Annotated in this window: 21 protein-coding genes; 10 read left to right on the top strand and 11 right to left on the bottom strand. The window is 67.6% G+C overall.

What is annotated here, in order from left to right; all coding sequences use genetic code 11:
• Positions 1–6: 6 nt before the first annotated feature.
• Genes BLR24_RS26690 through BLR24_RS26705 form a run of 4 tightly spaced genes read right to left on the bottom strand, consistent with a single transcriptional unit; the run spans position 7 to position 4,246 of the window.
• Positions 7–1,425, bottom strand: coding sequence for an ABC transporter substrate-binding protein (locus BLR24_RS26690; RefSeq protein WP_093023075.1), 1,419 nt, complete (start codon positions 1,423–1,425; stop codon positions 7–9).
• A 33-nt stretch (positions 1,426–1,458) separates the two neighbouring features.
• Positions 1,459–1,692: a 4Fe-4S dicluster domain-containing protein gene (locus BLR24_RS26695; RefSeq protein WP_018904228.1), complete on the bottom strand. Its 234-nt coding sequence runs from the start codon at positions 1,690–1,692 to the stop codon at positions 1,459–1,461.
• Between the two features lie 32 nt (positions 1,693–1,724).
• On the bottom strand, positions 1,725–3,476 hold the full coding sequence (locus BLR24_RS26700) for a fumarate reductase/succinate dehydrogenase flavoprotein subunit (RefSeq protein ID WP_093023077.1): 1,752 nt from the start codon (positions 3,474–3,476) through the stop codon (positions 1,725–1,727).
• Positions 3,473–4,246, bottom strand: a complete 774-nt coding sequence (locus BLR24_RS26705) for a GntR family transcriptional regulator (RefSeq protein WP_093023079.1) — start codon at positions 4,244–4,246, stop codon at positions 3,473–3,475. Before BLR24_RS26705 ends, BLR24_RS26700 begins: the two co-directional genes overlap by 4 nt.
• 250 nt (positions 4,247–4,496) lie before the next feature.
• Here BLR24_RS26705 and BLR24_RS26710 point away from each other — a divergent pair, with 250 nt between their 5' ends.
• From BLR24_RS26710 to BLR24_RS26730, 5 genes are all read left to right on the top strand, one after another.
• Positions 4,497–4,979 carry a rhodanese-like domain-containing protein gene (locus BLR24_RS26710; protein WP_093023081.1) on the top strand — a complete coding sequence of 161 codons (483 nt, stop codon included), beginning with the start codon at positions 4,497–4,499 and terminating at the stop codon, positions 4,977–4,979.
• 31 nt (positions 4,980–5,010) lie between these two features.
• Positions 5,011–5,925, top strand: a complete 915-nt coding sequence (epsC, locus tag BLR24_RS26715; RefSeq protein ID WP_093023083.1) for a serine O-acetyltransferase EpsC — start codon at positions 5,011–5,013, stop codon at positions 5,923–5,925.
• Positions 5,922–6,191, top strand: coding sequence for a helix-turn-helix domain-containing protein (locus tag BLR24_RS26720; protein ID WP_012747027.1), 270 nt, complete (start codon positions 5,922–5,924; stop codon positions 6,189–6,191). Before epsC ends, BLR24_RS26720 begins: the two co-directional genes overlap by 4 nt.
• A gap of 62 nt (positions 6,192–6,253) precedes the next feature.
• The gene (locus BLR24_RS26725) at positions 6,254–7,186 is read left to right on the top strand and encodes a family 2A encapsulin nanocompartment shell protein (RefSeq protein ID WP_093023085.1); all 933 of its coding nucleotides are present in this window, start codon (positions 6,254–6,256) and stop codon (positions 7,184–7,186) included.
• A gap of 6 nt (positions 7,187–7,192) precedes the next feature.
• Entirely contained in the window at positions 7,193–9,193 is a 2,001-nt protein-coding gene (locus BLR24_RS26730; protein ID WP_175543357.1) for a family 2A encapsulin nanocompartment cargo protein cysteine desulfurase, read from the top strand.
• 85 nt (positions 9,194–9,278) lie between these two features.
• On the opposite strand, the gene BLR24_RS26735 is transcribed toward BLR24_RS26730, so the two are convergent.
• The 4 genes from BLR24_RS26735 to BLR24_RS26750 are packed head-to-tail and all read right to left on the bottom strand — an operon-like array spanning position 9,279 to position 12,873.
• Positions 9,279–10,151: a transporter substrate-binding domain-containing protein gene (locus BLR24_RS26735; protein ID WP_093023087.1), complete on the bottom strand. Its 873-nt coding sequence runs from the start codon at positions 10,149–10,151 to the stop codon at positions 9,279–9,281.
• A complete protein-coding gene (locus tag BLR24_RS26740) occupies positions 10,144–10,971 on the bottom strand; it encodes an ABC transporter permease (RefSeq protein ID WP_093023089.1) in 828 nt (275 codons plus the stop codon). Before BLR24_RS26740 ends, BLR24_RS26735 begins: the two co-directional genes overlap by 8 nt.
• Entirely contained in the window at positions 10,968–11,777 is an 810-nt protein-coding gene (locus tag BLR24_RS26745) for an ABC transporter ATP-binding protein (protein WP_093023091.1), read from the bottom strand. Before BLR24_RS26745 ends, BLR24_RS26740 begins: the two co-directional genes overlap by 4 nt.
• Before the next feature lie 13 nt (positions 11,778–11,790).
• A complete protein-coding gene (locus BLR24_RS26750) occupies positions 11,791–12,873 on the bottom strand; it encodes an ABC transporter substrate-binding protein (RefSeq protein WP_093023093.1) in 1,083 nt (360 codons plus the stop codon).
• A gap of 219 nt (positions 12,874–13,092) precedes the next feature.
• Here BLR24_RS26750 and msuE point away from each other — a divergent pair, with 219 nt between their 5' ends.
• Genes msuE through BLR24_RS26775 form a run of 5 tightly spaced genes read left to right on the top strand, consistent with a single transcriptional unit; the run spans position 13,093 to position 18,504 of the window.
• Positions 13,093–13,671, top strand: a complete 579-nt coding sequence (gene msuE / locus BLR24_RS26755) for an FMN reductase (RefSeq protein WP_093023095.1) — start codon at positions 13,093–13,095, stop codon at positions 13,669–13,671.
• A gap of 11 nt (positions 13,672–13,682) precedes the next feature.
• The gene (locus BLR24_RS26760) at positions 13,683–14,936 is read left to right on the top strand and encodes an SfnB family sulfur acquisition oxidoreductase (RefSeq protein WP_093023097.1); all 1,254 of its coding nucleotides are present in this window, start codon (positions 13,683–13,685) and stop codon (positions 14,934–14,936) included.
• 3 nt (positions 14,937–14,939) lie between these two features.
• Positions 14,940–16,223: an SfnB family sulfur acquisition oxidoreductase gene (locus tag BLR24_RS26765; RefSeq protein WP_254787598.1), complete on the top strand. Its 1,284-nt coding sequence runs from the start codon at positions 14,940–14,942 to the stop codon at positions 16,221–16,223.
• A gap of 48 nt (positions 16,224–16,271) precedes the next feature.
• Positions 16,272–17,132, top strand: coding sequence for a MetQ/NlpA family ABC transporter substrate-binding protein (locus BLR24_RS26770; RefSeq protein ID WP_093023098.1), 861 nt, complete (start codon positions 16,272–16,274; stop codon positions 17,130–17,132).
• 1 nt (position 17,133) lies between these two features.
• Positions 17,134–18,504: an LLM class flavin-dependent oxidoreductase gene (locus BLR24_RS26775; RefSeq protein WP_093023100.1), complete on the top strand. Its 1,371-nt coding sequence runs from the start codon at positions 17,134–17,136 to the stop codon at positions 18,502–18,504.
• Here the strand turns inward: BLR24_RS26775 and BLR24_RS26780 are convergent, their stop codons facing one another.
• Genes BLR24_RS26780 through BLR24_RS26790 form a run of 3 tightly spaced genes read right to left on the bottom strand, consistent with a single transcriptional unit; the run spans position 18,505 to position 22,030 of the window.
• The gene (locus BLR24_RS26780; RefSeq protein ID WP_093023102.1) at positions 18,505–19,725 is read right to left on the bottom strand and encodes an acyl-CoA dehydrogenase family protein; all 1,221 of its coding nucleotides are present in this window, start codon (positions 19,723–19,725) and stop codon (positions 18,505–18,507) included. It abuts the gene before it with no gap.
• A gap of 35 nt (positions 19,726–19,760) precedes the next feature.
• Positions 19,761–21,125 carry an LLM class flavin-dependent oxidoreductase gene (locus tag BLR24_RS26785; protein WP_093023104.1) on the bottom strand — a complete coding sequence of 455 codons (1,365 nt, stop codon included), beginning with the start codon at positions 21,123–21,125 and terminating at the stop codon, positions 19,761–19,763.
• A gap of 41 nt (positions 21,126–21,166) precedes the next feature.
• Entirely contained in the window at positions 21,167–22,030 is an 864-nt protein-coding gene (locus tag BLR24_RS26790) for an ABC transporter ATP-binding protein (protein ID WP_093023106.1), read from the bottom strand.
• Positions 22,031–22,048 lie beyond the last annotated feature (18 nt).

A 22,048-nucleotide genomic window follows, 5' to 3' on the forward strand; every position in this document is an offset into this window, starting at 1 on the left:
GGCGCGTCAGCCGGCCAGCGCGGCGCGCACGCCGGCGAAGTCCGCCACCTTGCCGCCGTTCTTCGCGGCCCATCCCTCGGCTTGGTCCTTGAGCAGGAAGGCATCGACCTCGCCCTTGGCGCCGAGCACGAACCACGCATCGGCCGCGAGCAGCTTGTTGCCGCTGCTGCGGTCCTGCGCATAGACGACGCGCGCTTTCTTGCCGGCCTTCTCCAGCTTTTGCAGGTCGCCGAAGGCGTTCTCGGGCGAGGCGTAGTGCCGCACCAGCGGCTCGCCGGCCACCCAGACCTGGGCCACCCGGCTCACGTCGGCGATGGGCTTACCCGTGGCGGCGTCTTTCGCCACCAGCGGGGCGCGGGCGTAGTTCTTCAACTGCCTGTCGTAGTCCAGGCCGGCTTCCTTGAAGGCGGCGCGGATGTAGCCGTCCTGCACGAAGGCATTGGCATCGATGTCGTTGTCGGTGCGCTTCAAGAGGCGCAGCGTGTCGAGCGACGTCTTCACCGCCTGGCGGTACTCGGGCTTCCAGCTCAGGTCACGCGTCTGCAGGCCGAGCGGGCCATGGAACAGGTAGTTGACCTCGGCCTCGATGCCCGTGACTTTGGCGATCAGCTCGCTGTACTTCTCGGGCTCGGCGGCCACGAGGCGATCGGCTTCGAGCGCGGCGCGCAGGTAGGCGGTGACGACCTCGGGGTACTTCTTGGCGTAGTCCTCGTCGACCAGGCTGCCGTGGAAGGTGGGCGCGTTCGCCTGCGAACCGTCGTAGATCTTGCGTGCGAAGCCGCGGTACGGGAACAGCTCGGCGAACGGCACGAAGTCTGCATGCGCCTCGACCTTGCCGGCCTGCAGCGCGGGGCCGGCCACCTCGGGCGCCTGCGTGGTGATGTTCACGTCCTTCAGGGGGGCCCAGCCTTGCGCCTGGACGGCGCGCAGCAGCATGCCGTGCGAGGTCGATGCGAAGGGCACGGAGATGGTCTTGCCCTTGAGCTCGGCGAGCGACTGCACCTTCGAGTCCTTGGGCACGACGATGCCGTTGCCGCTGCCCGTCGTGCTGCCCGAGAGCACGGTGATGAAGATGCTCTTGCGCCCGGCCTTCTGAAAGGCTGCGCCGTTGAAGCTGCCCGGAAAGTCGGCCATCGAGCCGAGGTCGAGCTTGCCCGCGACCATCTCGTTGGTCAGCGGTGCGCCGGAGGTGAAGTTCTTCCACTCGATCTGGTACTGCGCGTCCTTGTACTTGCCGGTGCGCGGCAGGTACTTCTCCAGCAACTTCAGCTCGCGGATCAAGAGGCCGCCGGTGGCGCAGTTGATGGTGGTGTCTTGCGTGCCGATGGCGATACGGATGGTCTCGCCCCGCGCGGCCGGCAGTGCCAGCGTCAGCGCGAGGCCGAGGGTCGCGCCCCACAGGGCAGGTTTTCTCGTGGTCTTCATCGTGATGCTCCAGTTGAAATGCAGGGCCGCGGCTCAGCGCAGCAGGTAAGGGATGTCGACGGTGACCGCGCCGGTGGGGCAGTCCTTCTCGCAAGGCATGCAGTACCAGCATTCGTCGAACTTCATGTAGGCCTTGCCCTTGCTGAGGTCGATGGCGAGCACGTCGAGCGGGCAGACATCGACGCAGACGGTGCAGCCCTTGTGGGCGATGCACTTGTCCTCGTCCACGCGAACGGGCACGCTGGTGGGGTTGAAGGCGAGGGGCATGGGGGGCTCTCTTCTTGTCGGGATTGGGGGTGTCACGCCGCGACCGGCTCGCGCACGCCGGCGGGCACGCGCAGGTGCTGGTAGGCCGACATCTCGTGCGCATCGAGCGGCACGATGTAGGGATCGACGGGACGCTTGAAGCTCACCATTGCGTCGCCTTGCTTTTGCAGCTGCGTGTGGCAGAACCAGTCGCGGTCGTTGCGCTCCGGAAAGTCCACGCGGTGGTGGTACAGGCCCCAGCGGCTCTCGGTGCGGTAGAGCGAGGCGCGCGCGGCCATCTCGGCGCAGTCGCGAATGGCGTGCACCTCCATCGCGCGCATCAGTTCGTGCGGACCGGGGGCGGCGAGCTGTTCGAGGTCTTCGTGGATCTGCTCGAATCGCGAGAGACCGATTTCCATCTTGCGCGTCACCTTCGGCGGCTGCAGGTAGTCGTTGACCATGCGGCGCAGCTTGTATTCGACCTGCGCGGGCGGCAGGTCGCCACCCCGCAGGTTGGCATGTCGAAGGAGTGGCGCGCTGACACGGGCATGCTCGCGGGCCACCTGTTCTTCGTCGAGCGCGGGCAGTTCGTTCTCTGCGCAATGCCGCGCCGCGCTTTCTCCGGCGAGCCGCCCGTACACGAACGCGCCGAGCATGTAGTTGTGCGGCACGCAGGCCAGGTCGCCCGCGGCGTGCAGGCCCGGCACGGTGGTTCGCGCATGCTCGTCCACCCACACGCCCGACGCCGAATGGCCGCTGCACAGGCCGATCTCGGAGATGTGCATCTCCACCATCTGCGCGCGGTAGTCGGTGCCGCGCCCGGCATGGAAGCGGCCGCGGCTCGGGCGCTCGTTGGTGTGCAGGATCTGCTCGATGGTGGCGATGGTCTCCTCGGCCAGGTGGCTCAGCTTGAGGAAGACCGGGCCGTTGCCGCCCTGCAGCTCGTTGTAGAACTCCATCATCATCTGGCCGCTCCAGTAGTCGCACTCGATGAAACGCTCGCCCTTGTTGTTGGTGGTGTGGCCGCCGAAGGGGCCGGTCACGTAGGCGCAAGCGGGGCCGTTGTAGTCCTTGATGAGCGGGTTGATCTGGAAGCACTCGATGCCCGAGAGTTCCGCGCCCGCGTGGTAGGCCATGCTGTAGCCGTCGCCTGCGTTGGTCGGGTTCTCGTAGGTGCCGAAGAGGTAGCCGGAGGCGGGCAGCCCCAGCCGGCCGGCCGCGCCGGTGGCCAGCACCACCGATTTCGCGCGGATCACGTGGAACTCGGCCGTACGGCAGTCGAAGGCCATCGCGCCCGCGATGCGGCCGTCGGCCGCGGTGAGCAGGCGCGTGACCACCAGGCGTTGCGACATCTCCACGCGCATGCGCTTGAGGCGCCGATACAGCACGTTTTTGATGTTGTGGCCTTCGGGCATCGGCAGCACGTAGGTGCCCATGTGGTGCACCTTGCGCATCGCGTAGTCGCCGGTCTCGTCCTTCTCGAACTTGACGCCCCAGCGGTCGAGCTCCTCGATCATCGAATAGCTGTTGCGCGCATAGGCCATCACCGTCTTCTGGTTGACGATGCCATCGTTGGCGGTGGTGATCTCCTTCACGTACTGCTCGGGCGTGGCGAAGCCCGGCACCACCGCGTTGTTCAGACCGTCCATCCCCATCGAGATGGCGCCGCTGCGCTTGACGTTGGCTTTTTCCAGCAGCAGCACTTCGAGCTTGGGATTGGCTTCTTTCGCCTTGACGGCGGCCATCGGGCCGGCCGTGCCGCCGCCGATGACCAGCACGTCGACGGTGCGGGTGATGATGTTCATGGATTGGCTTTCGTCGTCGGGTTGGCGCGGGCGATGCGGAGCCGGTGCTGGAACGCATCGCCGCGGAAATAGAGGTCTTCGAAATCCAGCGGCGCGCCGTCAGCGGTGTGCGTGAGGCGTTCCACGCGCAGCACGGCCGTGCCTTCGGGCACGCTCAGTGCGCGCGAGAGCACCTCGTCGGCCAGCATCGCGTCGATCTGCAAGTCGGCGTGGCCGAGGGCGATGCCGTAGTCGTTTTCCAGGATCAGGAAGATGTCGCGCCCGGCCAGGTCCGCCTGGCGAAGCCGCTCGCCGATGGCGTGGGGCAGGTAGGTCACTTCGTAGGACACCGGGGCGCGGTTGAGGTGCCGCACACGCTTGATCTGCGCCACCGGCGTGCCTTCGGCCAGGCCCAGTTGCTGCGCCACGCGCGGCGAGGCCGGCACGGTCTTGTGACTCGTGACCTGGTTGCGGATCTCGTAGCCCATGCGCACCATCGCTTCGGCAAAACCTTCGAGCTGCGTGAGGTGCTGGAAGGCCTTGGGCCTGGCGACGAAGGTGCCCTTGCCCGGGATCTTGAAGATCAGGTTCTCGCGCTGAAGATCGCTCAGCGCCTGGCGCACCGTGATGCGGCTGACCTTGAACAGCGCGACCATTTCGCTTTCCGACGGCAGTTGCGCATGCGGTGCGTAGCTGCCGTCGAGGATGCGCTCGCGCAGCGTCTCGCGCACCTGGGTGTAGAGCGGGACGGGGGAAAAGGCGATGGGCTCGAGAGCCTTGGCGGTGGACATGCGGCTGACCTGTTATGACCGGTTGGACGAGGTCAAATGCTAGTCAGCGATGTCGGTGGCGTTAAATAACAAGAACGTGCTTTGATATTCGGAGAACGAGCGAGTGCCGCTGCATCGGATCGTTAGAACAGTTGGTTGTTTAAAACCGACTTTTCAGTTGTTTGAGCCTCGTCGCGCCGCTCCTACATTGATGGTCATCGCCATCAACCCGGATGGGAATAAATGAAGCAACGCACAGGAGCCCAAGCGCATGTCAGTGGAAGTTGAAAATGTCGTCGCCTTGCCGCCCGCCCTCGAGGAAGCGCGCATTCGTGCGGCCGAAGAGGGATGGAGCTACGCCGGTGGCGTGACTCCGCCCGTCGCATGGGCGCTGGTGCAGGGCGGCCGGGCCGTGCTGGTGGATGTGCGCTCGGGCGAGGAGCGCAAGTTCGTGGGCCACGTGCCCGAGAGCCTGCATGTGGCCTGGGCGACCGGCACGGCGCTCACGCGCAATCCGCGCTTTGTGCGCGAGCTCGAGGCCAGGCTTGCGAAGCACGGCGGCAAGGACGCGGTGGCGCTGCTGCTGTGCCGCAGCGGCAAGCGCTCGGCACTCGCGGCGGAAGCAGCCGCCAAGGCCGGCTTCAGGCACGTGTTCAACGTGCTCGAGGGCTTCGAGGGCGAGATCGATGCCCACCAGCACCGCGGCGCCTCGGACGGCTGGCGCTTCCACGGCCTGCCGTGGGTGCAGGACTGACGGCAGCGTTCCTTCCAGGGAGAACAACCACATGGCTCATTTCGAGGTGAGCGGCATCGTGCGCGCGCTGCATGGCGTGCGCGACGAATGGCGCGATTCACAGCGGCGCTCGCGCGAGCCCGGCGCACGCGAGTTTCCATCGCGCGACGCGCTCGCGCAGATCGTCGAGTCGCTCAAGGGCGCGCTGTTTCCGATGCGGCTCGGCCCGCCCGACCTGCGCCACGAAAGCGAAGACTTCTACGTCGGCCATTCGCTCGATTCGGCCTTGCAGGCCTTGTTGGCACAGGCACGCCTCGAGCTTGAATTCAACGCCCGGCACGAACCGCGTTCACCGGGTGAGATCGACGATGCCGCGACCGATGCGGTGCGCCGCTTTGCGGGTGCGCTGCCGCAGCTGCGTCGCCTGCTCGACACCGACGTGCTCGCCGCCTACCAGGGCGACCCGGCGGCGCGCAGCGTGGACGAGGTGCTCCTGTGCTATCCGGGCGTGCTCGCGATGATTCACCACCGGCTGGCGCACGAGCTCTACAAGCTCGGACTGCCGCTCTTGGCGCGCATCGTGGCGGAACTGGCGCATGCGCAGACCGGTATCGACATTCACCCCGGCGCGCAGATCGATGCAGGCTTCTTCATCGACCACGGCACGGGTGTAGTGATCGGCGAGACCGCCGTCATAGGCAAGCGCGTGCGCCTGTACCAGGCCGTGACGCTCGGCGCCAAGCGCTTTCCCACCGATGCCGAGGGCAACCCGAGAAAGGGCCTGCCGCGCCATCCGGTGGTGGAAGACGACGTGGTGATCTATGCCGGGGCCACCATCCTCGGACGCGTGACGCTGGGCAAGGGCGCGGTCATCGGCGGCAACGTGTGGATCACCGACGACGTGCCCGCGGGCGCGAGCGTGACGCAGGCCAGCCTGCAGAACGCGCCGAAGGGAGTCGGTGCATGAAGGATTTCGTCGAAGACTTCGGCGTGACCATCCGCCAGCTGCGCGAAGGCAAGGGCTGGTCGCAGGAAGCGTTGGCCGAGCGCGCCGACCTGAACCGCTCCTATGTCGGCGAAGTGGAGCGCGGGCGCGTCATCCCCTCGATCGTCACGGCGCACAAACTGGCGGCGGCCCTGGACATCAACATGGTGGGCCTGCTGCTGCGCTGCGAGCAGCTGGAGCAATCGCGTCTTGTGCGAAGGATCAACTTGGCGGCTATAGCCTGTTGAGGGAAAACCCCATGCCGCCTGACACTTGCGGCCACTTTCTTCTCAACACGGAGCCTTGATTCATGAGCGCAACAGTCGGTGGTACCACCGCCCTTGGCGACAACGCCGCACGCCAGTTAGCCAATGCCACCAAGACAGTCCCTCAGCTGGAGACCATCAGCCCGCGCTGGCTGACGCACCTCTTGCAATGGGTGCCGGTGGAGGCGGGCATCTACCGCGTCAACAAGGTCAGGAACCCCGAATCGATCAAGGTCACCTGCACCTCGCGCGAAGAGGAAAACCAGCTGCCGCGCACCTTCGTCGACTACGAAGAGAACCCGCGCGAGCACTATCTCAACGCCGTGAGCACCGTGTTGGACGTGCACACCCGCATCTCCGACCTCTACAGCAGCCCGCACGACCAGATCAAGGAGCAGCTGCGCCTCACGATCGAGACGATCAAGGAGAACCAGGAGAGCGAGCTCATCAACAACCCCGACTACGGCCTCTTGGCCCAGGTGAGCGAAGAGCAGCGCATCTTCCCGCTGACCGGGGCGCCCACCCCCGACGACCTCGACGAGCTGCTGACCAAGGTGTGGAAGGAGCCCGCCTTCTTCCTCACCCACCCGCTGGCCATTGCCGCCTTCGGTCGCGAGGCCACGCGCCGCGGCACGCCGCCGCCGACGGTGAGCCTGTTCGGCTCGCAGTTCATCACCTGGCGCGGCATTCCGCTGATCCCGTCGAACAAGGTGCCGGTGGCCGACGGCAAGAGCAAGATCCTGCTGCTGCGCGTGGGCGACAAGCGCCAGGGCGTGGTGGGCCTGTTTCAACCGGGCCTGTCGGGTGAGCAGGGCCCGGGCCTGTCGGTGCGTTTCATGGGCATCAACAACCATGCGATCGCGTCCTACCTGATCTCGCTGTACTGCTCGCTGGCGGTGCTGACCACCGATGCGCTGGCCGTGCTCGACGACGTCGAGATCGGCAAGTACCACGACTATCCCGACACCTACAAGTAAGCCGCAGTGAGCATCACACCATCGATTCCGGGCGAGGCGCCGTTCGATCCGGCCGTTCTCGCGCGCATGGCGAGCGCCATGTTCGCCGCGCTGCCCGGCACGCCGCCGAGCGCGTTGCCGGGCGTGGCCAACCCCCTGCTGCTGCCGGGGGCGCAGTTCCCCGCCAACATCGCGCCGCCGGGCTCGCCGCTGGCGAGTCCTGCCGGCTTCGGGCCGAGCGTGCCCGGCACGCCGATCCCGCAAGGGCAGATTCCCGGCGCCAACCTGGTGCCGGCATCGCCCACGCAATTGCCTTCGCTCGCGAACCGTGCGCCGGCCTTGGCGCCGCACGCGGTGGCCGGGAATGGGGTGCCGGACAGCGTGCTGTCGGTGGCGCCGGCTTTCGAGCCTCGTCTCGGCAGTGCGGTGCTGGGCGTGCCGCAGCAGCTCAACGCGCCTGCCTCGCCTTCCGCGTCGCCGTTCTACTTCCTGAGCAACAGCTTCGGGCATCCGTCGGCCGGCGCAGCCTCTGCCGTGTCCGCCCCTCCACAGGTCTTGCCCTCTCTCCCGCTCGCGGGAGAGGGCTGGGGTGAGGGCCTGCAGACGAACCAAGATGCGGGGTCGGCCCTCACCTCAACCCTCTCCCCAGAGGGGCGAGGGAGCAGCAGCCAACCGCAGGTGAGCCAGCAGCCGCAGTTCTACTTCGTCGACGCGGTGCGCCTTCCCAACGGCTTCGTCACGCCGGCCAAGCCCGATCCGCGCGGTCCCGACGCAGCGCAGCCTGCCGGCAGCGGCCAGCATCCTCCGTTCGACGTCAACGCCGTGCGGCGCGACTTCCCCATCCTGCAGGAGCGTGTGAACGGCAAGCAGCTGGTGTGGTTCGACAACGCCGCCACCACGCACAAGCCGCAGTCGGTCATCGACCGCATCGCGTACTTCTACGCGCATGAGAACTCGAACATCCACCGCGCGGCGCATGAACTGGCCGCTCGCGCCACGGACGCCTACGAGGGCGCGCGCGAGCGGGTGCGCAAGTTCATCAACGCACCCGAGGTCGAAGAAGTGATCTTCGTGCGCGGCACCACCGAGGCCATCAATCTCGTGGCCAAGAGCTGGGGCGGGCAGCACGTGGGCGAGGGAGACGAGATCATCGTCTCCAACCTCGAGCACCACGCCAACATCGTGCCATGGCAGCAGCTCGCCGCCGCCAAGGGCGCGAAGCTGCGCATGATTCCGGTGGACGATTCGGGCCAGGTGCTGCTTGATGAATACCGCAAGCTGTTGAACGACCGCACCAAGATCGTCGCCGTGACGCAGGTCTCGAATGCGCTAGGCACCGTGGTGCCGGTGAAGGAGATCGTCGAGCTGGCGCATCGTGCGGGTGCGAAGGCGCTGGTCGACGGCGCGCAGTCGGTCTCGCACATGCGCGTTGACGTGCAGGACATTGGCGCCGACTTTTTCGTCTTCTCCGGCCACAAGGTGTTCGGCCCCACCGGTATCGGCGTGGTCTGGGGCAAGCGCGAGGTGCTCGAGGACATGCCACCGTGGCAGGGCGGCGGCAACATGATTGCCGACGTGACTTTCGAGAAGACAGTGTTCCAGCCGATCCCGAACAAGTTCGAGGCCGGTACCGGCAACATCGCCGATGCCGTGGGGCTGGGCGCGGCCATCGACTACGTCAACAAGGTGGGCATCGAGAACATCGCCCGCTACGAGCACGACCTGCTGGTGTACGGCATGGCGCAGTTGGGCGCGATTCCCGGCGTGCGGCTGATCGGCACGGCGGCCGACAAGGCCAGCGTGATGTCTTTCGTGCTCGACGGCCATACCACCGAGGAGGTGGGCCATGCGCTCAACGACGAGGGGATCGCGGTGCGCACGGGCCACCATTGCGCGCAGCCGATCCTGCGCCGCTTCGGTGTCGAGACGACGGTGCGGCCGTCGCTGGCCTTCTACAACACCTTCGATGAGATCGACCGGTTGGTGACGGTGGTGCGGCGATTGGCAGGGCAGCGCCGCGTGGGCTAGTGAAAAAGGGCGGCCGGGACGCTCGTGGGCGCGCGATTGCACGTTCGTGCGACGACGTGCCGCGCAAGGCCAAGGTGCAGCGTACTCAGGAATGGCAGACGAAGCCGTCCTTGAGCAGCGTGATCTCGAACTGCAGATTGCCGGCGCGCGCATCTCGCGCCTGCGCCAGCGTGCCGTCGGCACGCCATTGGCGCAGGGCCGCTGCCAGGTAGTCGCGCGACACGGCATCGCCTTCGGGCAAGCGGATGGCTGCATCCGACGGTGGACGCAGATCGCTCGCCAGCGGCTTGTAGAAGCGCCATTCCTCGTTCTGCATGAGCCGTTCCAGCACCTCGGCGTCCTCGGCCAGTGCCACGCATTCGCCGGCCACGAAGGCGGACGCTGCATGGACCGAAGAGGGATAGCTGCGCGGCTGCGCGCCATAGCGCTGCCATACCGCGCCGGCGTAGCCCGAACCTTCGCCCACGCAGACCGGGGCACCGCGCAGCGCGGACGCTTCCTGAACCTTGCCCCGCCTGAGCGCGACCACGAGGCCGCGGCCGATGTCGTAGCTGCCGGGCGCGGCCGCGATGCCGGACGCGGATTGCGCAGGCACGCCGGTCACCAGCAGGTCGACGCGGCCTTCGCGCAGCGCGGCCTCTTGCGCCGCAGGGTCGAGGCCGACCAGCTCCAGCGGCACACCGAGCGAAGCCGCCAGTTGCCGTGCGAGCGTGGCGTCGAAGCCGTCGGGCTCCGGCGGCGTCGGCGTCTCGGGCGGGGCAGGGCGCGGATAGCGGCGCACGCCCACGATCAGCTTGCCGCGCTCGATCGCGCGGGAGAGCACCGGTCCCTTCGGCAGGCCCGACAGCACGGGCGTTGCGAAGGCCCAGGCGCCACCGATGCCCGCGAGCGCCACGGCCATCGCCAACGCCGTGCCTGCCAGCACCAGCCCGCGCTTCGACAGCCTGCGCTCAGTCATCGAGGCTCAGTCCCTTGCGCCAGCGCAGCAGCCGCCGCTCCAGCAAGGCCAGCAGGTAGTTGAGCAGCAGTCCGAGCACGGCCAACAGCAGGATGCCGGCATACATCGTCGGTATCTGGAAGGTCTCCTGCGAGTTGAGCGTGAGAAAGCCCAGGCCCGAATGCGCACCGATCATCTCGGCCGCCACCAGCGCCGTGATGCTGTAGGCGCCCGCCAGCCGCACGCCGGTGAAGATCGACGGCAGCGACGCCGGCAGCACCACCTTGAAGAAGACGAAGCGCCGCGAGGCGCCCATGGACAGCGCCGAGTTGACGAGCAGCCGGTCGACCTGTTTCACGCCGCCCACCGTGCTCAGCAGCACGGGCCAGAATGAGGCCCAGAAGATGATCGCCACCTTCGACTGCTCGCCGATCCCCAGGAACAGGATGAACACCGGGAACAGCGCGAAGGCCGAGGTCTGCCGGAAGAGTTGCAGCACCGGATCGACGATGGCAGCCAGCCGCTTGGAACTGCCGATCAGGAGGCCCAGCACCACGCCCGAGAAGCTCGCGAGCAGCAGGCCCCACAGCGAGCGCTGCAAGCTCGTCGCCACGTGTTTCCAGAGTTGGCCGGTCTCCACGAGCTGGCCGATGCTTGCGAGCACGGCGGATGGCGGGCTCAGGTAGGCATCGCTCACGACGCTCAGGCGCGGCAACGCCTCCCAGAGTGCGAGGAAGACCACGATGCCGATGCCGCGTTCGGCCACCCGGCCGAAGCCGTGTGCGAATCTGAAAAAGCGGCCCGGTGAGCTGGCCACCGGCGCGTCCAGAACCGCGCTCATGACACCACTCCATCGAGCGACCGCGGCTTCAACCCGATCTGCACTTCATCCTTCAGCACCTCCCACGCGCGCTGGCGCAGCGCGGCAAACTCGGCCGTGTGCCGCACCTCCGCCGAACGCGGCCGCGCGAGCGGAATGTCGATGATGTCCTTGATGCGACCGGGCCGCTGCGTCATCACCGCCACGCGGTCGGAGAGGTACACCGCTTCCTCCAGGCTGTGCGTGATGAAGACAATGGTCTTGCGGTACTGCCCCCAGATGCGCAGCAGCTCGCCCTGCAGGATTTCGCGCGTCTGCGCGTCGAGCGCCGCAAAGGGCTCGTCCATCAGCAGGATGTCGGGTTTGTAGGCGAGCGAGCGCGCAATGGCCACGCGCTGCTTCATGCCGCCCGAGATCTCGTGCGGATAGCGATCGGCAAAGCCGTGAAGGCCCACCAGTTCGAGGTATTCGTGCGCGGTGCGGCGGCGCGCGGCCTTGCCGATGCCGCGTATCTCTAGCCCGACCGCGATGTTGTCGAGCACCGACAGCCACGGAAACAGCGCATAGCCCTGGAACACCACGCCCTGGTTGCGGTTGATGCCCGCGAGCGGCTGGCCGTTGATGGCGATGCGTCCGCCGGTGCGTTCGGTCAACCCGGCCAGGATGCCGAGAAAGGTCGACTTGCCGCAGCCCGAAGGCCCGAGCACCGAGAGGAATTCGCCGTCGCGCACGTCGAGGTCGAAGCCTTCGAGCACCCGCACGCGCTCGCTCGCGCCGCGCGCCGCATAGTCCATCCTCACGTCGCGGGCCGAGATCTTGATGCTCATGGCGCTTGCCGGATCAGGACTTCGCGGCCTGCTGCTGCGCGAAGGGGTTGAACTCGTTGGTGTAGACGTCCTTCACCGCGACCTTGCCGGCGGCGAGCTTGCCTTCGGACTGCAGGATGTCGATGTAGTACTGGATCGGCGGCTCGGTCACCACGAGGTCGTCGACGTAGGCGTAGCGGTCGACGTTCTTCAGGTCCATGTTGATGCGCTTGGCCACCAGCTTGCGTGCTTCTTCGGTGTTGGCGTTGACCCAGTTGCCGGCCTTGGCCAGCGCCGCGACCACGTCGCGCACCGCCTCGGGGTGCTGGCGGATGAACTGGCCGTGCGCGCTGTACGGCGCCATGCCGCCAAGGCCGCCGTCGAGGTCGAAGTCGCTCCACAGCCGCACCAGCGACTCGGCGTTGTCGGCGCGGCCCGAGAAGGGCGCGTGGATGATCGCCAGGTCGGTGTTGCCGGTCACCAGCGTCTGCTCGGCCTGCTCGTCGGGGATGACGACGAAGTTGATCTTCGTCACGTCCACGTCGTGCTGGCGCAGGTACTTCTTGGTCACGAATTCGGCGCAAGCGCCGAAGCTGTTGAAGCCGATGGTCTTGCCTTCGAGGTCCTTGGGGTTGCGGATACCCGAGTCCTTGCGGACGAAGTACTTCATGTGTGGCGCTTCCTGCAGCGTCTTGCCGCCTGCAGCCACCACCTTGAGGTCCGCACCCGACGCAATGGCCGAGATCACCAGCGGCACCATGCGGCTGCCGAAGTCGATCTCGCCCGTGCCCACCAGCGGAATGATCTGCGGCGCGGCGATCTTGCCGACGTACTCCGGGCGGGTGTTTGTGCCCTCGAAGTAGCCGAGCTCGTCGGCCAGGTAGATCAGGTCGAACGACGGGTTGTTCGGGTACTTGAACGCCACCTTGTCGCCGGTCTTCTTCACCACGGCCGGGCCGCCGGCCGCGGCGGACTTGCTGCCATCTTCGCGCGAGCAGCCCGCGAGTGCCAGGCCGCCGATGGCGGCGACGGATGCGAGAGAGGCGAAGGTCTTGAGTGCCAGGCGCCTCGAAGGCGGGGCGCTGGCAAGGGAAGTGGAGGGCGTCTCGATGGGCATGAGGGCGCGCTCCGGCACGGGAGCGGTCTGGCTGATTGCGAAGCGCCGATCGTAGGAAGCCCTGCCCGCCTCATCAACGAAGAAAACCGCGCATGGTTATGCGGAAACAAGGGGCCCCGGAATCCGCATATCCATAGCTGAAATGCTTCTAGAGCCCGTGCGTCAAAAGGTCCGCGCGGCCTGCACATTCGTGGTCTGTCTTTCTTTTCTCTTCTCACCATGACTCAAAGACTCAAGATCGTCGCCGTCTCCGGCGGCCTGCAACGCCCCTCGCGCACGCTCGCGCTGGTCGAGGAACTGCTGGAGGGACTGACCGACGCCTGGCCCGCCGAGACGCGCCTGATCGAACTCGGCCAGCTGGTGCCGAAGTTCGGCGGCGTGCTGCAGCGCGGCCAGCTTCCGGCTGAGGTCGAGCAGTCGCTCAAGGATGTGGAATCCGCCGACCTGCTGCTGGTGGCGAGCCCGATCTATCGCGGTTCGTACACAGGGCTCTTCAAGCATTTCTTCGACTTCGTCCATCACGAATCGCTGATCGACGTCCCGGTGCTGCTTGCGGCCACCGGCGGCAGCGACCGCCACGCACTGGCGATCGACCACCAGCTGCGCCCGCTGTTCAGCTTCTTCCAGGCCTACACGCTGCCCATCGGCGTCTATGCGACCGACAAGGAATTCGAGAACTATCGCGTGAGCGGCGATGCGCTGCGTGCACGCATCGCACTGGCCGTCCAGCGGGCGCTGCCGGTGCTGCGCCAGCGTGCCAGCAAACCGGTCGAGGTGCCCTCGCTGGCGATGGCCTGAACGATTCCCCGATGTCCTCCCTGCCTGAACCTCTTTCCGGTGGCCTCGCCATCCCGCGCAAGCCGCGCGACCCCGATCCCGCGCGCGTGCGGCGCATCCGCGGCGACGACGAAGCGCTGGAGGCCGCGCACCGGCTTGCCGCGCTGTTCGCCCCCGGCGCTTCCGCGCGCGATCGCGAGCGGCGCCTGCCCTGGGACGAGCTCGATCTCTGGTCCGAGAGCGGTCTCGGCGGCATCACCGTGCCGCGCGCGCATGGTGGCGCCGATGTGTCCTACGCCACGCTGGCCGAGATCTTCGTGATCCTGTCGGCCGCCGACGGCTCGCTCGGCCAGATCCCGCAGAACCACTTCGGTGTGCTGGGCGTGCTCCGCGAGATCGGCACCGAGGCGCAGAAGACCCGCTTCCATGCCGAGGTGCTGGCGGGCCGGCGCCTTGGCAATGCCGGCCCGGAGAGGCGATCGAAAACCATTGCGGGCGGCGTCACACGGCTGCGCCGCACGCCCCAGGGCCTGCGCCTGGACGGCGAGCGCTTCTATTCGACCGGTGCACTCTTCGCTCACCGCGTGCCGGCGCGTGCGCTCGACGACCAGGGCCGCGTCGTGCAGGTGTGGGTGCCGCGCGATACGCCGGGGCTCACGGTGGTTGATGACTGGTCCTCCTTCGGACAGCGCACCACCGCCAGCGGCACGGTGCGCTTCGAGTCCGTGCCGGTCGACGAGGCGGACGTGTTGCCGCTCTGGCAACTGGCCGACCGGCCCGGCCTCTTCGGGCCGGGCTCGCAGCTCCTGCAGGCGGCCATCGACCAGGGCATCGCGCAGGCGGCGCTCGCCGAGGCGATCGCCTTCGTGCGCGAGCATGCGCGCCCCTGGACCGATTCCGGTGTGGCCCGCGCGGCGGACGACCCGTACATCATCCAGGACGTAGGCCGTCTCGAGGTGGACCTGCATGCCGCACACGAGGTGTTGCTGGAGAGCGGCCGCACGCTCGATGCGGTGGCGGCACAGCCCGTCACGGCCGAATCCAGCGCGCGCGCCTCGGTCGCCGTGGCCGAGGCCAAGGTCCTGACCACGCGCATCGCGCTCGAAGCCACCGAGAAGCTGTTCGAGCTCGCCGGCTCTTCATCCACGCGGGAAGCCCGCAACCTGGGCCGGCACTGGCGCAATGCCCGCACCCACACCCTGCACGACCCGGTGCGCTGGAAGGCGCACCTGATCGGCAACTACCTGCTCAACCATGTGCCGCCGCCGCGGCATTCCTGGAACTGACCGATGCCGCTTACCGCTCTTTTTCCCGATCGCGCATCCGAGGCGCCGGCAGCGCGCGTTCCTGGCTTGCCAGTGGCAAAGCCCGCGCCCATTCCTGCGCAGAAACCGCTGCGCATCCGCGACGACGCGCAGGCCCTGGAGATTGCGTGCGAGCTCGCTGTCGACTTTGCGGGGGGCGCTGCGGCGCGCGATCGCGAGCGGCGCCTGCCCTGGGCCGAGCTGGAGCGCTTCACCGCCAGCGGCCTCTGGGCGATCACCGTGCCGCGCGAGCACGGCGGCGCTGGCGTTTCGTTGCGCACGCTGGCGGAGGTGATCGCCATCATCTCGGCCGCCGACGGCTCGCTCGGCCAGATTCCGCAGAACCACTACTACGCACTGGAGGTGCTGCGCGTCGGGGGCACCGAGGCCCAGAAAAGCTTTTTCTACCGCCGCGTGCTCGAAGGCGAGCGCTTCGGCAATGCGCTCGCGGAGATCGGCCACAAGGACTTCAAGCGTCGCACGCGCCTGCAGGAGGAAGGCGGCAGCCTTCAGATCGACGGGCAGAAGTTCTATTGCACCGGTGCGCTCTTCGCGCACTGGATTCCCACGCTGGTCGCGGCACAGGAGGGCGCCCGCGAAGTGACCAAGCTCGCCTTCGTGCCGCGCCGCGCCGAGGGCGTGAGCATCGTGGACGACTGGGACGGATTCGGCCAGCGCGTGACGGGCAGCGGCTCGGTGCGCTTCGAGGGGGTGCAGATCGACCCGGCCTGGGTCATTCCCTTCCTGGCCTCCTTCGAGCGGCCCACCACCATCGGCCCGTTCGCGCAGCTGCTGCATGCGGCCATCGACTTGGGGCTGGGGCGCGGCGCCTTCGAGGCCACGCTGCCCTTCGTGCGCGAACGCGCCCGGCCATGGATCGATGCCGGTGTGGAACGCGCCAGCGAAGACCCGCTCGCGATCCAGCTGACCGGCGAGGTGGCGGTGCGCCTGCGCGCTGCCGAGGCCTTGCTGCGCCGCGCCGCCCGCTTCGTCGAGGCGGCCCAGCGCGCACCCGGCGAGCACAGCGTGGGCGCGGCCTCGATCGCGGTGGCCGAGGCCCGCGTGCTGAGCACCACCGCCTCGCTCGACGCCGGCAACCGCCTGTTCGAGCTGGCCGGCACCAGCGCCACGCTCGACGGCCTGGGCCTGGACCGCTTCTGGCGCAACGCGCGCACCCACACGCTGCACGACCCGGTGCGCTGGAAGTACCACCACATCGGCAACTACCACCTCAACGACCGCCTCCCGCCGCGGCACGGCGCCCTGTGAGCGCCGGGCCTCTTTCTTCCCTCTTTCGTTCTTTCTTCGGAGTCTCTCTTGAGCCGTTTCTCATCGCTTCCCGCCGCGCTGTCCCGGCGCCGCCTGCTGCAGCTCGCCTCGGCCGCCGCCACGGGCAGTGCAGGCCTGCCCGTTTTCGCGGCCCTCAAGGAGCACCCCGGCACCACCAAGGTCCTGAAGGTTGGCGTCACGACCGGACCGCATGAGCAGACCTTCGAGGTCGTCAAGCGCGTGGCCGAGCGCGACTACGGCCTCAAGATCCAGATCGTCCCCTTCACCGACTACAGCCGGCCCAACGCCGCGCTGGATGCTGGCGACCTGGATGCCAACAGCTTCCAGCACCGGCCCTTCCTCGCGGCGCAGGTGCGTTCGCGCGGCTACAAGATCGTGGGCTTCGGCCGCACCTGGATTGGGCCGATCGCGATCTATTCGCGCAAGTACAAGGCCTTCAAGGACCTGCCGGAGGGCGCGAGCATTGCCATTCCCAATGACCCGTCGAACGAAAGCCGGGTGCTGTTGCTGCTGCAGAAGGCCGGCGTCATCAAGCTCAAGAGCGGCATCGACCCGATCGCGGGCATCAATGCCACGCCGCGCGACATCACCGAGAACCCCCGGAAGTTCCGCTTCGTCGAGATCGAGGCCGCCCAGCTGCCGCGCACCCTCGACGACACCGACGCCTCGGCCGTCAATGCCGACTATGCCAACAAGGCCGGCCTCAATCCGGCCCGGGACGGCATCCTGGTCGAGGACAAGGAAGGTCCCTACGCCTGCCTGATTGCGGTGCGCGAGCAGGACAAGGAGCAGCCCTGGGTCGGGCAGCTCGTCAAGGCCTACCAGACCGACGAGGTGCGCGACTTCATCGTCAAGACCTTCGCCGGCGGCGTGCTGCCGGCGTTCTGACATGGCGCAGAAGAACCAGATTCTGCTCAACGCATTCAACATGAACTGCGTAGGCCACATCAACCACGGCCTGTGGACCCATCCGCGCGACCGCTCGCTCGAGTACAACACGCTCGAATACTGGACCGACATGGCGCGAACCTTGGAACGGGGCCTCTTCGACGGCCTGTTCATTGCCGACATCGTGGGCGTCTACGACATCTACCAGCACAACGTCGACGTGACGCTGCGCGAGTCGATCCAGTTGCCGGTGAACGACCCGCTGCTGCTGGTGTCGGCCATGGCGGCGGCAACCCGGCATCTGGGCTTTGGCGTCACCGTCAATCTGACCTACGAGCAGCCTTACCTGCTGGCGCGGCGCTTCTCGACGCTGGACCATCTCACGCGCGGACGCATCGGCTGGAACATCGTCACCGGCTATCTCGACAGCGCCGCGCGCGCGATGGGCCTGGCGAAGCAGATCGCGCATGACGAGCGCTACGAACGGGCCGACGAGTACCTGGAAGTGCTCTACAAGTTGTGGGAGGGAAGCTGGGAAGATGCAGCCGTGCGGCGCGACAAGGCCGCGCGCGTGTTCGCGGACCCGGCCCGGGTGCACAAGGTGCGGCACGAGGGCCGGTACCACCAGGTCGAGGGGTATCACCTGGCTGAACCCTCGCCCCAGCGCACGCCTGTGTTGTTCCAGGCTGGCAGTTCGGGCCGTGGCCAGCGCTTTGCCGCGCGGCATGCCGAGTGCGTCTTCATCTCGCCGCCCAGCAAGGAAGCGGCGCGCAAGAGCGTGCAGGCGCTGCGGGAGCAACTGGTACTGGCCGGCCGGCGTCCCGACGACGTCAAGGTGTTCGTCGGTGCCGCGGTGGTGCCGGGCGCGAACGCGAAGGAGGCGCAGGGAAAGTACGCGGACTATCGGCACTACGCGAGCCGCGAGGCGGGCTTGGCCCATTTCTCTGCCAGCACCGGCATCGACTACGCGCGCTACGACCTGGACGAACCGATCGACTACGGGAAGACCAATGCCATCGAATCGGCCACCCGCACCGCCGAGCAGCAGGGCTGGACGCGCCGCAAGCTGCTGGACCTTTTCGAACTCGGTGGGCGCTATCCGGCCATCGTCGGCGATGCGTCGCAAGTGGCGGACGAACTGCAGTCGTGGATCGACGAGACCGGCGTGGATGGCTTCAACCTGAGCCGTACCGTGGTGCCCGAGAGCTATGAGGATTTCGTGGACCTAGTCGTGCCCGAGCTGCAGAACCGTGGCGTCTACAAGACCGCCTATGCCGAGGGCAGCCTGCGGCGCAAGTTGTTCGACGCCGGCGACCGGCTGCCCGCACGTCACACCGCAGCGCAGTTCCGTCATGGCGCCGGCGAAACCTGATCAACTTTCGGTCCGGGTCCCCACTGCCCAATAGAAGGTCGGTCGGGTCCCGTTGAGCGCGTGGTCACCGACCGTGCGCGCCTTGTAGATCACCGGGTTGTGCGAGGCCAGCGTGCGCGCGTTGCGCCAGTGGCGATCCAGCCGCCGGTCTTCCTGCAGCGCCGAGGCACCCCCGATGTCGAACAGGCGCGTCGCAGCGTTCAGCACGGTGTCGACGATGCCCACCTGCGCCTTGGCGGTGCGCAGCTCCACGTCGACGATCAGGCTTTCGGGAACGGGCTCGCCACGCTGGCGCAGGCGGTCGATGTCGCCCAGTCCGCGAGCCACTGCGGCCACGGCCGCTGCCGCCGTGAAGGCCGCGCTGGAAAGCTGCCCCACCACTTGCTGCACCAGAGGATCTTCCCGCGGTGTGGTGCCGCTGCCGTGGCTGTACACGCGCTTGCGCGGCTGCACGAAGGCCACTGCGTCGCGTTCGATCGCGCGTGCAATGCCGGCCAGCGTGGCCAGGTGGGTGAGCTGGAAATGGGCGGTGAGCGGCGTGGGCCGTTCGCGGTCGTAGGACAGCACATGGCCTGGCTCGACAGCGACGCGGCGAAAGCGCGTGGTGCCCGACCCGGTCAGGCGCTGGCCGAAACCGCGCCAATCGTCGATGCGCTCCACGCCGCGCGCCTCCGCGGGCACGAGCACCAGCACGCGGCCTTGCTTGCTCGTGTCGTCCGCGCGCTGGGCTGTCACGGGAATCCAGTCGGCGTAGAGAGTGCCTGTGCTGTAGTACTTGTCGCCATCGAGCAGCCAGCCTTTGCCGTCACGCGTGAGCTTGGTCTGCAGCGTGCCCACCTCGGCTTCGCCCAGCTCGGTGGTGGCATTGCCGAAGATCGCGCCGTCGGCGGCGCGCCGCAGCCAGGGTGCATGCAGTTCGGGATCGATCTCGGCGTAGAGCCGTTCGATGAAACCGAAGTGCGCGCGCAGGATCTGCGGAAGGTTGGAATCGGCAGCGCCAAGCTCGATGAGCAAGTCGAACAGCTGCTCGACCGAGGCGCCAAGGCCGCCGTGGGCGAGCGGCACGCGCAACGCGCCGAAGTTCGCGTCGCGCAGCCAGGTGACGGCATCGTAGGCCAGTGCGCGCTCGTTCTCGCGTTGGGCGGCATGTTCGGCGATGCGGGCGAACACGGGGCGGAAGCGCTCGGCGAGTTGTTCGTAGGCAGGGGGTTGCGGGGGCATGAACGATGGCGGAACAAGAAAGGTGGGGAACGCGGTCACGCGATAGCGGCCGGATGCGCTTGGCGGGCCGAATGCGCGCGATGCACGGGCCGCTGCAAACCCAGGTGCTCGCGCAGCGTTCGGCCTTCGTACTCGGTGCGGAACAGGCCGCGCCGCCGCAGCTCGGGCAGCACGAGCTCGATGAAGTCGTCCAGCCCGCCCGGGAACCACGGCGCCATGATGTTGAAGCCGTCCGCGCCGCCTTCCTCGAACCACTGCTGCAGCTGGTCGGCAATGCTGGCGGGCGTGCCCACCACCTGCTGGTGGCCGCGCGCGCCGGCAATGCGCAGATAGAGATCCCGGATGCTGAGGTTTTCGCGGCGCGCCAGGTCCAGCAGCAGCCGTTGGCGGCTCTTGGGGCCGTTGGTTTCCGGCAGTTCGGGCAGCGGGGCGTCGACCGGCAGGCTGGAGAAGTCGAAGCCTCCGATCACGTTCGACAGCAGCGACACGCCGACCACCGGATGCACGAGTTCCTGCAGTTGCTCGAACTTCTCCTCGGCCTCTGCCTGCGTGCGGCCGACCACCGGGAAGATGCCGGGCATGATCTTCACCTCGTCGGGGTGGCGGCCATGGCGTGGCAGCCGGCCCTTGACGTCGGCGTAGAAGGCCTTCGCCTCCTCGACGGTCTGATGCGCGACGAAGATCACTTCGGCCGTGCGCGCGGCAAGGTCCCGGCCTGCTTCCGAAGCACCGGCCTGCACCACCACCGGCCGTCCCTGCGGCGAGCGCGCGACGTTGAGCGGACCGCGCACCGAGAAGTGCGCGCCCTTGTGACCCAGCACGTGCAGCTTGTGCTCGTCGAAGTAGAGGCCGCTTGGCTTGTCGCGCACGAAGCTGTCGTCCTCCCAGCTGTCCCACAAGCCCGTGACCACGTCGTGGAATTCGGCCGCGCGCTCGTAGCGCAGCGCGTGCTCGAAATGCTCGTCGCGGTTGAAGTTCTGCGCCTCGCCGGTGCCGCTGGAGGTCACCAGGTTCCAGCCCGAGCGCCCGCCGCTGATCTGGTCGAGTGAAGCGAACTTGCGCGCTACGTTGAAGGGCTCGTTGAAGCTCGTCGACACCGTGGCGATGAGCCCGATGCGCTCGGTCAGCGCCGCGATGGCGGAGAGCAGCGTGAGCGGCTCGAAGTGGTCGGCGCGTGCCGTGCGCGAGAGCGAAGGCAGGTCGCTGTTGCGCACGCCAACGGAATCGGCGAGGAAGACGGCGTCGAACTTGGCCGCTTCCGCCTTCTGCGCGAGCTCGACGTAGTGGCGAAAGTTGCTCCCGGCATCGGCCTGCGCGCCTGGATGGCGCCAGGCCGCGATGTGGTGGCCGGTCTGCATGAGGAAGGCGCCGAGCTTGAACTGGCGCGTGGATGAAGCCATGGGGCGAATGCCTTGGAAAAAAGGGGAAGGGGTTGCGGCGCTCACCACGCCAGCTGCAGCCGCTGCGGCAGGCCGGCTTCGGCCGATTTGGGTTGTTGCGGCGCGGCGACCGGTGCGCGATCGGCACCGACGTCGAGGAAGTCGCTGAGCACGTCGTCGCGCAAGGCGATGAAGGCCGGGTCGCTTCGGTTGCGCGGGTGCGGCAGGTCGACCTCGACCGTGCGCCGGATGCGGCCGGGCGAGGGCTGCATCACCACCACGCGATCGCCGAGAAAGACGGCTTCCTCGACATCGTGGGTCACCAGCAGCATCGTGATGCGCTCCTTCTGCCAGATGCGCTGAAGCTCGTTCTGCAGCCGCGAGCGTGTGAGCGCATCGAGCGCGCCGAAGGGCTCGTCGAGCAGCAGCACGCGCGGCCGGTTCACCAGGCCGCGCGCGATGGCAACGCGCTGCGCCATGCCGCCGGAGATCTGGTGCGGCCAGGACTTCTCGAAGCCCTCGAGCCCGACCAGGGCGACGTGCTCGGCCACCCGTTCGCGCTTCTCCTTGGCGCTGAAAGGCGCATTGCGCAGGCCCACGGCGATGTTCTGCTCCACCGTGAGCCAAGGGAAGAGGCGGTGGTCCTGGAACACGATGCCGCGCTCGCGGCCGGTGCCCGAGATCGGTTCGCCATCCAGCAGGATTTTTCCCTCGTACTGCGCATCGAGGCCGAGGATGAGTCGCAGCAGCGTGGACTTGCCGCACCCGCTGGCACCGACGATGCTCACGAAGCGGCCAGCCGGAACATGCAGGTCGATGCCTTCGAGCACCTGCAGTTCGCCGCCGCTGGCCTGCGTGTTCGCATAGCGCTTGCCGAGGCCGCGAATGTCGAGTTCGTTGGAGGGGTTCGCGAGGAGGGAGGTCATGGGAGGAAAGTTCTTTCT

The organism is Variovorax sp. OV700, from assembly GCF_900099805.1.
Classification (GTDB): Bacteria; Pseudomonadota; Gammaproteobacteria; order Burkholderiales; family Burkholderiaceae_C; genus Variovorax.

Bases quoted from the DNA above. Each gene is read 5' to 3' on its own strand.
- BLR24_RS26690 (WP_093023075.1), bottom strand. From the start codon at position 1,425: ATGAAGACCACGAGAAAACCTGCCCTGTGGGGCGCGACCCTCGGCCTC.
- BLR24_RS26695 (WP_018904228.1), bottom strand. From the start codon at position 1,692: ATGCCCCTCGCCTTCAACCCCACCAGCGTGCCCGTTCGCGTGGACGAG.
- BLR24_RS26700 (WP_093023077.1), bottom strand. From the start codon at position 3,476: ATGAACATCATCACCCGCACCGTCGACGTGCTGGTCATCGGCGGCGGC.
- BLR24_RS26705 (WP_093023079.1), bottom strand. From the start codon at position 4,246: ATGTCCACCGCCAAGGCTCTCGAGCCCATCGCCTTTTCCCCCGTCCCG.
- BLR24_RS26710 (WP_093023081.1), top strand. From the start codon at position 4,497: ATGTCAGTGGAAGTTGAAAATGTCGTCGCCTTGCCGCCCGCCCTCGAG.
- epsC (WP_093023083.1), top strand. From the start codon at position 5,011: ATGGCTCATTTCGAGGTGAGCGGCATCGTGCGCGCGCTGCATGGCGTG.
- BLR24_RS26720 (WP_012747027.1), top strand. From the start codon at position 5,922: ATGAAGGATTTCGTCGAAGACTTCGGCGTGACCATCCGCCAGCTGCGC.
- BLR24_RS26725 (WP_093023085.1), top strand. From the start codon at position 6,254: ATGAGCGCAACAGTCGGTGGTACCACCGCCCTTGGCGACAACGCCGCA.
- BLR24_RS26735 (WP_093023087.1), bottom strand. From the start codon at position 10,151: ATGACTGAGCGCAGGCTGTCGAAGCGCGGGCTGGTGCTGGCAGGCACG.
- BLR24_RS26740 (WP_093023089.1), bottom strand. From the start codon at position 10,971: ATGAGCGCGGTTCTGGACGCGCCGGTGGCCAGCTCACCGGGCCGCTTT.
- BLR24_RS26745 (WP_093023091.1), bottom strand. From the start codon at position 11,777: ATGAGCATCAAGATCTCGGCCCGCGACGTGAGGATGGACTATGCGGCG.
- BLR24_RS26750 (WP_093023093.1), bottom strand. From the start codon at position 12,873: ATGCCCATCGAGACGCCCTCCACTTCCCTTGCCAGCGCCCCGCCTTCG.
- msuE (WP_093023095.1), top strand. From the start codon at position 13,093: ATGACTCAAAGACTCAAGATCGTCGCCGTCTCCGGCGGCCTGCAACGC.
- BLR24_RS26760 (WP_093023097.1), top strand. From the start codon at position 13,683: ATGTCCTCCCTGCCTGAACCTCTTTCCGGTGGCCTCGCCATCCCGCGC.
- BLR24_RS26765 (WP_254787598.1), top strand. From the start codon at position 14,940: ATGCCGCTTACCGCTCTTTTTCCCGATCGCGCATCCGAGGCGCCGGCA.
- BLR24_RS26775 (WP_093023100.1), top strand. From the start codon at position 17,134: ATGGCGCAGAAGAACCAGATTCTGCTCAACGCATTCAACATGAACTGC.
- BLR24_RS26780 (WP_093023102.1), bottom strand. From the start codon at position 19,725: ATGCCCCCGCAACCCCCTGCCTACGAACAACTCGCCGAGCGCTTCCGC.
- BLR24_RS26785 (WP_093023104.1), bottom strand. From the start codon at position 21,125: ATGGCTTCATCCACGCGCCAGTTCAAGCTCGGCGCCTTCCTCATGCAG.
- BLR24_RS26790 (WP_093023106.1), bottom strand. From the start codon at position 22,030: ATGACCTCCCTCCTCGCGAACCCCTCCAACGAACTCGACATTCGCGGC.